Source organism: Gemmobacter nectariphilus DSM 15620, from assembly GCF_000429765.1.
Taxonomy (GTDB): Bacteria; Pseudomonadota; Alphaproteobacteria; order Rhodobacterales; family Rhodobacteraceae; genus Wagnerdoeblera; species Wagnerdoeblera nectariphila.
This window is the reverse complement of sequence record NZ_AUCM01000004.1, coordinates 387109-398669: the sequence shown is the minus strand read 5'-3', so window position 1 is coordinate 398669 and position 11561 is coordinate 387109. Positions and strand designations below refer to the sequence as shown.

The window sequence follows — 11561 nt, the reverse complement described above, 5'->3', positions numbered from 1 at the left end:
CGCTGACGCCTTGCGAAGGATCTCGTTCGCCTGGCGCAGCTCGCGGTTCTCGCGTTCCAAAGCCTTCATGCGCTCGGCCATCTCGGTCGGAATGCCCGCGCGCTTCCCGCTGTCGACCTCGGCCTTCTTCACCCACTCGTTCAGCGTATGGGCAGAACAACCGATCTTCGCCGCAATCGGCACGATCGCCTGCCACCGCGACCCATGCTGCCCCTCGTTGTCGAAGACCAGCCGCACCGCGCGTTCACGCACTTCGGGGGAAAACTTGTTCGTCGTCTTGCTCATGATGCTCCATCCTACTCAGGAGTTGGAGCCTCCGGCAAACCCGGTGCGGTTCAAATGGGCGTCAGGGGCGGTCAGGCCGATCTCGGCCGAGAGGAGCGGGTAGTTGGCAAGATCGGGAGCCGGATCGGCGATCCAGGCACGGGCCTCGGCTTCCTTGGCCTGGTAGATCATGTCCTGCCCGGGCAGCACGGTGATGACGGCCGAGCGCGCGGCGGTGATTGCGGCGGCGAGGCGGGCGCGGGCGGTGGCTTTGGCAGCGACAAGGGCTTCGGCCCCCATGTCTTCGGCGCTGCGGATGGTCAGGGCAAAGGTCAAGCGTGGTTGACAACAGCACGACTACAGCGATGCCTCGATCCAGACCTGCCTGACGATGAAGGGTCTGTTTGGAATGGCGCTCAGGCAGACGACGGGCTTCGTCGAGAGCCTGCTGCGCCTGATCGGCCTGGACTGGGCGGTGCCCGACTTCAGCACGCCGTCGCGGCGCCAGAAGAGCCTGAACGTGAACATTCCCTTTCGCTGCTCGGACGGCCCGCTGCACCTGCTGGTGGAGAGCACCGGGATCAAGGTCGAGGGCGAAGGGGAATGGAGCCCCGCAAGCATGGTGGCACCAAACGCAGGGTCTGGCGCAAGTTCCACATCTGGATCGACGCGAAAACACTGGAAATCCGGGCCGCCGAGTTCACCACCAGTGACATCGGCGATGCACCCATGCTGCCCGAGTTGCTGGACCAGATCCCGCTTGAGCAGGAGATCGCCACCGTCACCGCAGATGGCGCCTTCGACACGCGCAAGTGCCACGACGTCATCGCCGCCCGAGGTGCGTCGCGATCATCCCACCCCGCAAGAATGCCAAACCGTGGAAACCCGACACTCTCGGGGCCATCGAACGCAACGAGATCCTGCGCACATCGAAGCGCGTCGGTCGAACCATCTGGCGACGATCGAGCGGCTATCACCTCAGAAGCCGTGCAGAGACCAAGATGCACTGCGCCAAACTGCTCGGTCAGCGCCTGCCCGCCCGTGACTTCGACCGTCAGGTCGCTGAGTTCCAGGTGCGTGTCGCCGTGCTCAACGGCTTCACAGCCCTCGGTACACCCATCACAGAGGTCGCAGGATAGGTATGTCCGCGGAAAGGGGACGTCTGGTCAACAGCCGATTTGTGCAACAGAGCCATCTCGAGGTCAAATCCCGGATCGCCCAGATAGCTGGTGATGCCGGGCGCTGACAGCATCAGCACCCGTATCGGCGCGCCGTGTGTCTTGCGGATTCTCCGATGTCGCGGTCCGGCATCTCGCGGGAAAGGCCAGCGAGACCGTCGATGCATAGCCGCAAGTTCAGGCCGTCGACTCCGATATCGACGGGCCTGACCAGCAGAGCCACGATCCAGGGGGCGTATGCCTATCCCGCAAATCTTTCCTGCCGTGACTGGATGCTTGGCGATCATGCGACGGTCCCGCCTGACCGCGGCATCTTCCTGCCCATGTCGCGACGGATGCATCCGGATGTCTGCCGCTTCATTCCTGACCAGGTCTATAAGGGACGGCTGACCGGCCACCCAGATACCTCATGCCAGGCAGTGGCCGGGACTGCTTTTCCCCCGGCGGGCGCGTTTTGGGTGTCGGTCCCGCATGAGGGCAATGCCCAGATCGCGCCGGAGGGGGTCGCGTCCATCCATTCTGCAGCTCATGAACTGCTGTCGGGCGTATGGACGGAAAAGGACGGCACGACACGTCCCATGCGTCAGTCCGACAACATGGTGGTCGCACCTGACAACGCACAATCGAGCGACTCCGAGTTGGGGTAGTCCGAGAACTGCGACGTGCCCGACAGCGTCACCCGCTTGTCAGCGGCATAGGTGTTGAGATTGTGGACCAGAGCCGCAACCCGGGCCTCACGGATGTTCATCAGCGTGTCGGCCACCATTTCGGCCGCATGGGCCTCGGGGTCGATCGCGCCCAGGCCGCGCGCACGGGCATTGGCGGCCGCCTCGATGTCGGAATTCGGGATCGGCACGTCGAAGCCGAAATCCTCGACGGCGGATTCCTTCTCGGTGCCGGTGAATTCCAGCTGCGGCACGCGCCCTTTCGGCCGACACGGCCATCCGCAAGGGCCAGGCGGCGTCGATCCGAGGCGGGGCCCTTTGGCCCTTGCCTGTGCGATCCGGGCCAAAAGCTTGCAGGGGTTGGCAAAACCGTTCGGGCGCCCCGGAGGGGGCGCGGGCTGGGCGCCGGGGATGGGTATTTGGGGCAAGATGATGCGGCAAGGCATCTTCGACGTGAGAATGCTGCGCGGGCGAAAAATGCGCCGGCCCTCTTCCATCGCAGGTCAAATCCCCTATGCTGGCCCCAACTCGACAAGGGGGCGGCATGGCGCGGGGCATCGATTACGGCAACCTGATGCATCAGGCGATGCGGGGCCTGATCCGGCAGGTGTTGACCGAGGTGGGCGAGCACGGACTGCCCGGCGCGCATCATTTCTTCATCACCTTCGATACCACGCACCCCGATGTGCAGATCGCGGACTGGCTGCGCGCGCGCTATCCTTCGGAAATGACCATCGTTCTCCAGCACTGGTTCGACAACCTGATGGTCGATGACGACGGCTTCACCGTCACGCTCAACTTTGGCAACCAGCCCGAGCCGCTGCGAATCCCCTTCGATGCGCTGCGCACCTTTGTCGATCCGTCGGTCGAATTCGGGCTGCGCTTCGAATCGCACGAGGATGAGGACGAAGACGAGACCGACGACGAGGATGGCGACGACGATGGCGGCGACGACGATCCGCCCCCTGCCCCGCGCGAGGCGGAAGTCGTGCGGCTTGATCGCTTCCGCAAGCCCTGAGCCGATGTTCCAGGACACCAAGCTGTTTCTGAAAGAGGCGTTGCGCAACCCGCGCATGGTCTCGGCCGTTGCCCCCTCGTCGCCAGCGCTGGCGCGGGCCATGGCAGAGGGGCTTGGCCCGGGCTCGGGCCCGGTGGTGGAATTCGGCCCCGGCACCGGCCGCCTGACCGAGGCGATCCTGGCCGCGGGCGTTCCCCCGGCAAAGCTGACACTGTTCGAGATGAACGAGGAATTCGTCCGCCATCTGCGCCACCGCTTTCCGGGCGTGACCGTGGTGCATGGCCCGGCTCAGACAGCGCCCGATCACATGGGGGCCACGGCCGCGCGGGTGATCTCGGGCCTGCCGCTCTTGTCGATGCCGCATCCCTTGCGCGAGGACATCGTGGGGGCCGCGTTTCAGGTGCTGGCGCCGGGCGGGGTCTATGTGCAGTTCACCTATGGGCCGAAATCGCCGCTGACCCCGGGCCAGATGGTGCGGCTGGGGCTGGAGGTCGGCCATAGCCGCAAGGTCTGGGGCAATCTGCCGCCTGCGCGCGTTTTGCATTTCCGCCGCGCCTGACCGGCGGTATGCGGCGGCATACCGATTGATTCCGCGCCTGCCCCGCACTAAGGAAGGCAGCGCAGCATTCAGGAGGCTCCGATGACCGCCACCCGCACCGAGACTGACAGCTTCGGCCCGCTGGAAGTGCCCGCCGACAAATACTGGGGCGCACAGACCCAACGCTCGATCATGAACTTCCCCATCGGCTGGGAACGTCAGCCGGTCCCGATCATCCGCGCGCTTGGCGTGATCAAGAAGGCCTGCGCGCTGGTCAACAAGGCCCAGGGCGACATGCCGGCGGAGCTGGCCGATACGATCGCCGCAGCCGCGCAGGAAGTGATCGACGGCAAGTTCGACGACAACTTCCCGCTGGTCGTGTGGCAGACCGGATCGGGCACCCAGTCGAACATGAACGCGAACGAGGTGATCTCGAACCGCGCGATCGAAATGCTGGGCGGCGTGATGGGCAGCAAGAAGCCGGTCCATCCGAACGATCACTGCAACATGGGCCAGTCGTCGAACGACACCTTCCCGACGGCGATGCATGTCGCCATCGCCATGCTGGCGCGCGATGTGCTGCTGCCGGGGCTGGAAAAGCTGCACAAGGCGCTGGTCGCGAAGTCCGAGGAATTCAAGGACATCATCAAGATCGGCCGCACCCATACCCAGGATGCGACGCCGCTGACGCTGGGCCAGGAATTCGGCGGCTATGCCAAGCAGGTCGAGCGCGGGATCGAGCGGGTCAAGATGTGCCTGCCGCATATCTATGAACTGGCGCAGGGCGGCACCGCCGTGGGCACCGGGCTGAACACCCGTGTGGGCTGGGACACCCGCGTCGCCGCGCAGATCGCCGAAATCACCGGCCTGCCGTTTGTCACCGCGCCGAACAAGTTCGAGGCGCTGGCCGCCCATGACGCGATGGTCATGTTCTCGGGCGCGCTCAAGACGGTGGCGGCATCGCTGTTCAAGATCGCGAACGATCTGCGCCTGCTGGGGTCCGGCCCCCGGTCGGGTCTGGGCGAGCTGATCTTGCCGGAAAACGAGCCGGGATCGTCCATCATGCCGGGCAAGGTCAACCCGACCCAGGCCGAGGCGCTGACCATGGTTTGCGCGCATGTCATGGGCAATGACGCCGCCGTCGGCTTTGCCGGCAGCCAGGGCCATTTCGAGCTGAACGTCTACAACCCGATGATGTCCTATAACGTGCTGCAATCCATGCAGCTGCTGGGCGACGCGGCCAGCTCGTTCACCGACAACATGGTCGTGGGCACGCAGGCGAATGTCGCCCGGATCGACAAGCTGATGAAGGAATCGCTGATGCTGGTGACGGCACTGGCGCCGACCATCGGCTATGACAATGCCACCAAGGTTGCCAAGACCGCGCACAAGAACGGCACCACCTTGCGCGAAGAAGCCATCGCGCTTGGCTTTGTCGATGGCGAGACCTTTGACCGCATCGTGCGGCCCGAGGACATGATCGGCCCCAAGGGCTGAGGCAGGACCCCTCAGATGCCCCCCGGGGCTTCTGAGGGATCCACAAACCCGCAGGACCAGGCAGATGGCTGAAATCGTCAACCTGCGCACGGCGAAAAAGCAGGCGGCCCGCAAGGCCGCCCGCGCGCAAGGTGATGCGAACGCTGCCAAATTCGGCCGCAGCAAGGCCGAAAAGGATCTCGCGCGTGCGCGGTCGGACAAGGCCGAACGCGATCTTGACGCGCACAAGCGCGAGACGGACTAGACCGCCCGCGCGAAATAGCGGTCCGCCGGCAGCACGGCTGCCAGCTTGCCCGCCATCAGCCAGTCCCGCTCCCACGGCGCATCCGAGGCGATCAGCACCACCTGATCGCCCGGCAGCTTGCCAAGGGCCGCCCGCAGGCCGGCCGCCGCCTGACCAAAGGTGGCAAAGGGGTGCGGCGCGGCATGGGCGCTGTCCAGCACATCGGCATTGACCGCCGCCAACCGTTCGGGGGTCACCGTCTGCGCAAGGGCGATGCGCCCGGCACGGGTCAGGGCAGACAGCCGCGCGGCCTCCGCCTGGGGGATGCGCGCTGCGGCATCGACCCGCAAGGCGTTGGACGAAAACAGAAAGGCCACCACATCGTGCCCGGTTGCCGCACGAACCCCGGCATAGGTCTTGTAGTCGAGGCCCAGCTCGGCCGCGCGTTTGACGCGCATCCGCACCACCTCGATCGGCAGGACCGGCAGCAGCCGGGCGCGGGCGGCAGACCAGCAATGCTTGCGCCAGGCAACTCCCGCCATTTCGGGTCCGCCATTATGTCCGATCCCGGCCATGAAACACCTCGTCACCTGCAAGCCTGGGGCCAAGCATGATCGACCGGACCGGGCGCCGCAAGGCCCCCCGCCCTGGGACCCGGCTTGCGCCGACGCTGTCCGTGGCTATGCTTTGCGCATGTCGCAACGCCCCGTCAAACGATCGCTCACGCTGCATGGTCACCGAACCAGCGTCTCGCTGGAGGATGATTTCTGGCACGCCCTGCAAGAGATCGCCGCCGCCGAGCAGCGCCCGCTTGCGGCACTTGCAGCCGAGATCGACACCGCCCGCGACCCGGCCACCGGGCTTGCGACCGCGATCCGGCTGCATGTGTTGCGGCATTTCCGCAACAGAGGCGCCTCAACACCGTCCTGATCTGGTGAAGCCGGCCAAGGCGCACCCAAAATGTTGCGCCCACCACGGCGTCAACCGCAAGCTGTTCGCCTGTCGGTGCCGGACAACAGCTTGAATCTTGCAATGATTCGTCGCATCGGGCACAGTGTGGCGAAAGTGGGCAAAAATATCCCATGAACCGGACGCAGAGCCGGCGGGCAGTAGTGATCGGAGAGGCGGGTCACATGGACATCAGAAAGATCGGCCAGGCCGGCTTGTTTGGCATTGGGTTGGCCGTGTGCGCGGTGCCGCAGACCGCCGCCGCAGAAAGCATTCGCGTCATGCGCGGAGAGGCAGCGTCGGCGCTTCAGGTGCCGATGAACCGGGCCGTCGTGGTCGAAAGCGACACGCCCTTTGCCGAACTTTCCATCGCAAACCCCGGCATCGCCGATATCTCGACGCTGTCCGACCGCTCGATCTATGTCCTGGGCAAGACGCCGGGCCGCACCACGCTGACGCTGCTGTCGGCCGACGGGCGGCTGATCTCGAACGTCGAGGTTCAGGTGACGCCCGACATTGCCGAATTCAAGGAACGCCTGCGCCAGATCCTGCCTTCGGAAAAGATCGAGGTGCGCACCGCCAATGACGGGATCGTCCTGTCGGGAACCGTGTCGTCCATCGCCCGCCTGGACCGCGCGCTTGATCTGGCCGAACGCTATGCCCCTGGCCGCGTGTCCAATCTGATGAGCGTGGGTGGCACCCAGCAGGTCATGCTGAAGGTGCGCTTTGCCGAAATGCAGCGCTCGGTGTCGAAATCGCTCTCATCCTCGATCGCGGCCAGCGGCAGCATCAATGGCGGGCGCACCGGCGTTGTCAGCGGAACCGGCAATTTCACCGGCAGCGGCGCGGTTGGCACCGTGTTCAAGGACGGCACCTTTCCGATCAATTCGGCCAGCGCGGGCGCGCTTGGCCTTGGCTTCTCGGCCGGGTCGATGCAGTTCGCCGTTCTGCTCGAGGCCCTGGAATCCAAGGGCGTCGTGCGCACCCTGGCCGAGCCGAACCTGACCGCCCTGTCGGGGCAGGAAGCCAAGTTCCTGGCCGGCGGCGAGTATCCGATCCCGGTGCGCGACAATGATGGCGGCGTCAGCGTCGTCTACAAGCCCTTCGGGGTCGAGTTGAACTTTACCCCCCGTGTCGTGGATGGCGATGCGATCAACCTGACGATCAACGCGGCCGTTTCGGCCATCGACAGCTCGGTTGCGGTTCAGGCCTCGGGGATCTCGATCAACGGGTTCAAGCGGCGCGAGACCTCGACCACGGTCGAGATGCGCGATGGCGAAAGCTTTGCCATCGCGGGCCTCTTGCAGGACGATTTCCGCAACCTCAAGGGTCAGGTGCCGTGGCTGGGGGATATCCCGATCCTGGGCGCGCTGTTCCGGTCGGCCGATTACAACCGCGAGCAGTCGGAACTGGTGATCATCGTCACCCCGCATCTGGTGACCCCGACCCGGGGCGAGGCGCTGGCCCTGCCGACCGACCGCGTGCGCCTGCCCTCCGAGAAGGAATTCTTCCTGTTCGGCAAGGTGGCGGGCAGCGATCGCAAGGCGCCCAAGGGTGCGGCCGGCGAAGTCGCCCGGCAGGATTTCACCGCCCCCTATGGCTATGTGATGGAGTGACGGTCATGGCGTTTCCCCTGCGCGCGTCCCTGGCCGGTGTCGCCCTTCTGGCACTTGCCGCCTGCGGCGATCACGAAAGCGGCGCCGAGCTGAGCACGACCGGCTTTGGCGATGCGACGATGAACAACACGCTGATCCAGTCCGGCGAAAAGGATTACGTCATGGAACTGGGCGGGCGCTTTGCCCGCGAGGTGCCGGATACGGTGAACTTCGCCTTCAATTCGGCCGTGCTGGATGGCGAGGCACAGGCGATCCTGCGCCGTCAGGCCCACTGGATCCGCCAGTTCCCCGAAGTGCGCTTCCGCGTCTTCGGCCATACCGATCTTGTGGGGTCAGATGGCTACAACAAGGCACTTGGCCTGCGGCGGGCCCAGGCGGTTGTTGCCTTCCTGGGAACACAGGGCATCAGCCGATCGCGGCTCGAGGCGCTGGTCAGCTTTGGCGAGACGCGCCCCCTGATCCAGACCACCAACGAAGAGCGCCGCAACCGGCGCACCGTGACCGAGGTCAGCGGCTTCGTCAAACGCCACCCCACGGTGATGAACGGCAAATATGCCGAAGTGGTGTTCCGCGAATACGTCAAGGAGGCGGATCGCCCGCATCCGCAGAACAAGCCTGTGGCGACTCAGGTCGGCGAAACGCAAAACTGACCGATCCCGGGATCGATGAGTTGAAAGGGCGCGGAACCAGCAGGTTCCGCGCCCTTTTATACGCAAAATACCGAACAATGACGACTTTTTAGCCCAATTCTCGCCACCATTGCCCCCGACCTTGCGGTCAAGAAGAGCAGCGCGCGACCCCCGAGTCGCGCGGGGACGTTTCGGGCAAAGGCTGGCAGATGCTGCCCTGATACCCGTTTCGAACCCCGGAAACCGAGGATTGGCGAAATGGCAAGCGTGGCCCAACTGCATCCTGAACCAGCCCCCGTGGTCGCCTGCACCGTGTCGCGGGATGTGCAGAACTTTGACCTGCTGATCGAGGACATGGAAACCGAACTGGGCGAAAGCTGGGGCGATCTGTCCTTTGCCGATGCCATGGTGTTCTTCGACCAACCTGACGCGGCGGCGCTGGAATTCATCGCGGTCGCCGTCGACGATGAAGACGAGCCCAACCTTGCGCAGATCTCTGCGGTCGTGACGGCCGCACGCGACAAGGGCATCCGCGTCATCCTGATCGCCGACCAGATGAGCCCTGCCGGGCTGCACCAGCTGCTGCGACTGGGGGCCGAGGATTTCGTGCCCTATCCGCTGCCCGAAGGCGCGCTGCACGATTCGATCGAGCGGCTGCGCCGCCCTGCCCCGCCGCCCGCGACCGCAAGCGCCGTGGTGCCCGAGACCGCGCAACCCCACCCGACCTTTGCCGCCAAGGGCGACCGCGATGGCGTGATCCTGCCCGTCCATGGCCTCGCGGGCGGCGTGGGTGCAACCTCCTTCGCGGTGAACCTGGCGTGGGAGCTGGCAAATTCGTCCAAGACGAATGCGCCGTGCGTGTGCATCATCGACCTTGATCTGCAATTCGGCTCGGTCGCGACCTACCTTGACCTGCCGCGCCGCGATCAGGTGTTCGAAATCCTGTCGGACACCCCGTCGATCGACAGCGACACCTTTGTCCAGTCGATGCTGACCTTCAACGACAAGCTGCATGTGTTCACCTCGCCGGCCGACATGCTGCCGCTGGATTTCATCACCTCGGACGATGTCGGGCGGATCCTGGCGATGGCGCGGGCGAACTTCGACTTTGTCATCGTCGACATGCCCAAGGCCATCGTGCAATGGACCGAAACGGTGCTGAACGCCGCCCATGTCTATTTCGCGCTGATCGAGCTGGACATGCGCAGCGCCCAGAATGCGCTGCGGCTGGTGCGGGCGCTCAAGGCCGAGAACCTGCCGCATGAAAAGCTGCGCTTCGCGCTGAACCGGGCCCCGGGCTTTACCGACCTGTCGGGGAAAAGCCGCGTCAAGCGGCTGGCCGAAAGCCTCTCGATCGAGATCGAGGTGATGTTGCCCGATGGCGGCAAGCCGGTGACGCAGTCGAACGACCATGGCCTGCCGCTGGCAGAGAATTCCGCCAAGAACCCGCTGCGCAAGGAAATTCAGAAACTCGCCAAGCAGATCAGCGACCTGAACAAGGCCGTCGAGACAGCACGCAAGTAAGGACGCCCCCATGTTTGCCCGCTACCGCAAATCCAGCGCAGCCGAACCTGCCCGCACCGCCGTCAGCGCCGAGGCCGCGGTCGCGCCGCCCACGGCGGCCCCTGCCCGCTCGCCGCTGGCAACGCTGAAACCCGCGCAGCAGCCGGCGGCAAGTTCGGCCCAGGCCGTCGCGGCCGACAAGGAAAAGAAGCGCAAGGACCGTCTGGGCGAGCTGAAGGTAGAACTGCACAAGCGCCTGCTGGAAAACCTGAACCTTTCCGCGCTGGAACATGCCGCCGAAGCCGATCTGCGCTCGGAAATCGCCGACATCTCGAACGAGGCGCTGGCCGAGCTGTCGGTCGTCCTGAACAAGGAAGACCGCAGCCAGCTATATCAGGAACTCTATGACGAGGTGATGGGCCTTGGCCCGATCGAGCCCTTGCTGAAGGACGATACGGTCAACGACATCCTGATCAACGGCCCGCATCAGATTTTCATCGAACGGGCCGGCAAGCTGACGCTGTCGGACATCACCTTCAAGGATGAAAAGCACCTGCTGCGGATCATCGACAAGATCGTGTCCGCCGTGGGCCGCCGGGTCGACGAATCGAACCCCTATGTCGACGCCCGTCTGCAAGATGGCAGCCGTTTCAACGCCATGGTGCCGCCGGTTGCGGTGGATGGCTCGCTCGTCTCGATCCGCAAGTTCAAGAAGGACAAGCTCAAGATCGAGGATCTGGTCCGCTTCGGTGCCTTTACCGAAGAAATGGCCGCCTATCTTCAGGCCGCCGTGGCCACCCGGCTAAACATCATCGTCTCGGGCGGGACGGGGTCGGGCAAGACCACCACGCTCAACGCGCTGTCCAGCTTCATCGACGATAGCGAGCGGATCCTGACCATCGAGGATACGGCAGAACTTCAGCTGCAACAGACCCATGTCGGCCGCATGGAAAGCCGCCCCGCCAACGTCGAGGGCAAGGGCGCCGTCACCCAGCGCGACTGTCTGCGCAACGCGCTGCGGATGCGTCCCGACCGGATCATCGTGGGCGAAACCCGCGGCGAAGAGGTCATCGACATGTTGCAGGCCATGAACACCGGCCATGACGGGTCCATGACCACGATCCACGCCAACAATGCCCGCGACGGCATCAGCCGTCTGGAAAACATGGTCGCCATGGCCGGGATCGAGATGCCGCTCAAGGCCGTGCGCGCCCAGATCGCCAGCGCCGTCAACCTGATCGTCCAGGCCAGCCGCCTGCAAGATGGCAGCCGGCGCATGACCTCGATCACCGAGATCACCGGGATGGAGGGCGAGGTGATCTCGATGCAGGAAATCTTCCGCTACGAGCGCCTTGGCATTGCGCCCGATGGCAAGATCATCGGCCGCTTCAACGCGACCGGCGTGCGATCGGCCTATTCCGACCGCTTCAAGCAATGGGGCTATGACCTGCCCGCCTCGATCTACGAACCGCTGCCATAAGG

The 11561-nt window shown here is 64.8% G+C and carries 13 protein-coding genes and 1 pseudogene; 10 read left to right on the top strand and 4 right to left on the bottom strand.

The genetic code is table 11. The features are described from left to right. Positions 1-285: transposase (locus G481_RS0105000; protein ID WP_028029042.1), on the bottom strand; the 285-nt coding region annotated here is incomplete at its 3' end. Positions 286-300: 15 nt separating this feature from the next. After that, on the bottom strand, positions 301-600 hold the full coding sequence (locus G481_RS22885; RefSeq protein WP_028029041.1) for a hypothetical protein: 300 nt from the start codon (positions 598-600) through the stop codon (positions 301-303). Positions 601-610: 10 nt separating this feature from the next. Here G481_RS22885 and G481_RS25370 point away from each other — a divergent pair. Beyond that, a pseudogene (locus G481_RS25370) lies at positions 611-1403 on the top strand (IS5 family transposase); the annotation flags it as partial. 622 nt (positions 1404-2025) lie between these two features. On the opposite strand, the gene G481_RS0104980 reads toward G481_RS25370, so the two are convergent. Continuing rightward, positions 2026-2361, bottom strand: coding sequence for a hypothetical protein (locus G481_RS0104980; RefSeq protein ID WP_028029038.1), 336 nt, complete (start codon positions 2359-2361; stop codon positions 2026-2028). Positions 2362-2651: 290 nt separating this feature from the next. Between G481_RS0104980 and G481_RS0104975 the strand changes: the two genes are divergently transcribed. From G481_RS0104975 to G481_RS0104960, 4 genes are all read left to right on the top strand, one after another. After that, positions 2652-3125, top strand: a complete 474-nt coding sequence (locus G481_RS0104975; RefSeq protein ID WP_028029037.1) for an SspB family protein — start codon at positions 2652-2654, stop codon at positions 3123-3125. A 4-nt stretch (positions 3126-3129) separates the two neighbouring features. Then, positions 3130-3684: a class I SAM-dependent methyltransferase gene (locus G481_RS0104970; RefSeq protein ID WP_028029036.1), complete on the top strand. Its 555-nt coding sequence runs from the start codon at positions 3130-3132 to the stop codon at positions 3682-3684. An 81-nt stretch (positions 3685-3765) separates the two neighbouring features. Next, a complete protein-coding gene (gene fumC / locus G481_RS0104965; RefSeq protein WP_028029035.1) occupies positions 3766-5160 on the top strand; it encodes a class II fumarate hydratase in 1395 nt (464 codons plus the stop codon). 64 nt (positions 5161-5224) lie between these two features. Beyond that, complete coding sequence (locus G481_RS0104960) at positions 5225-5404, top strand: DUF4169 family protein (RefSeq protein WP_028029034.1); 180 nt, start codon at positions 5225-5227, stop codon at positions 5402-5404. Here G481_RS0104960 and G481_RS0104955 read toward each other — a convergent pair. Continuing rightward, positions 5401-5925 (bottom strand): hypothetical protein, encoded by a 525-nt coding sequence (locus tag G481_RS0104955; RefSeq protein WP_245594923.1) that lies wholly within the window; start codon positions 5923-5925, stop codon positions 5401-5403. The genes G481_RS0104960 and G481_RS0104955 overlap by 4 nt on opposite strands. 151 nt (positions 5926-6076) lie before the next feature. Here G481_RS0104955 and G481_RS0104950 point away from each other — a divergent pair, with 151 nt between their 5' ends. From G481_RS0104950 to G481_RS0104930, 5 genes are all read left to right on the top strand, one after another. Continuing rightward, positions 6077-6313 (top strand): ribbon-helix-helix domain-containing protein, encoded by a 237-nt coding sequence (locus G481_RS0104950; protein ID WP_028029032.1) that lies wholly within the window; start codon positions 6077-6079, stop codon positions 6311-6313. Between the two features lie 203 nt (positions 6314-6516). Continuing rightward, positions 6517-7947 (top strand): type II and III secretion system protein family protein, encoded by a 1431-nt coding sequence (locus tag G481_RS0104945; protein WP_028029031.1) that lies wholly within the window; start codon positions 6517-6519, stop codon positions 7945-7947. Positions 7948-7952: 5 nt separating this feature from the next. Continuing rightward, the gene (locus G481_RS0104940) at positions 7953-8597 is read left to right on the top strand and encodes an OmpA family protein (protein ID WP_051294305.1); all 645 of its coding nucleotides are present in this window, start codon (positions 7953-7955) and stop codon (positions 8595-8597) included. Between the two features lie 237 nt (positions 8598-8834). After that, positions 8835-10100, top strand: a complete 1266-nt coding sequence (locus tag G481_RS0104935; protein ID WP_028029029.1) for a CpaE/TadZ family protein — start codon at positions 8835-8837, stop codon at positions 10098-10100. Between the two features lie 10 nt (positions 10101-10110). Beyond that, positions 10111-11559: a TadA family conjugal transfer-associated ATPase gene (locus tag G481_RS0104930; protein ID WP_028029028.1), complete on the top strand. Its 1449-nt coding sequence runs from the start codon at positions 10111-10113 to the stop codon at positions 11557-11559. Positions 11560-11561 lie beyond the last annotated feature (2 nt).

Coding starts and splice junctions, on each gene's coding strand:
- G481_RS0104975 (WP_028029037.1), top strand. CDS start 2,652: ATGGCGCGGGGCATCGATTACGGCAACCTGATGCATCAGGCGATGCGG.
- G481_RS0104970 (WP_028029036.1), top strand. CDS start 3,130: ATGTTCCAGGACACCAAGCTGTTTCTGAAAGAGGCGTTGCGCAACCCG.
- fumC (WP_028029035.1), top strand. CDS start 3,766: ATGACCGCCACCCGCACCGAGACTGACAGCTTCGGCCCGCTGGAAGTG.
- G481_RS0104960 (WP_028029034.1), top strand. CDS start 5,225: ATGGCTGAAATCGTCAACCTGCGCACGGCGAAAAAGCAGGCGGCCCGC.
- G481_RS0104955 (WP_245594923.1), bottom strand. CDS start 5,925: ATGGCGGGAGTTGCCTGGCGCAAGCATTGCTGGTCTGCCGCCCGCGCC.
- G481_RS0104950 (WP_028029032.1), top strand. CDS start 6,077: ATGTCGCAACGCCCCGTCAAACGATCGCTCACGCTGCATGGTCACCGA.
- G481_RS0104945 (WP_028029031.1), top strand. CDS start 6,517: ATGGACATCAGAAAGATCGGCCAGGCCGGCTTGTTTGGCATTGGGTTG.
- G481_RS0104940 (WP_051294305.1), top strand. CDS start 7,953: ATGGCGTTTCCCCTGCGCGCGTCCCTGGCCGGTGTCGCCCTTCTGGCA.
- G481_RS0104935 (WP_028029029.1), top strand. CDS start 8,835: ATGGCAAGCGTGGCCCAACTGCATCCTGAACCAGCCCCCGTGGTCGCC.
- G481_RS0104930 (WP_028029028.1), top strand. CDS start 10,111: ATGTTTGCCCGCTACCGCAAATCCAGCGCAGCCGAACCTGCCCGCACC.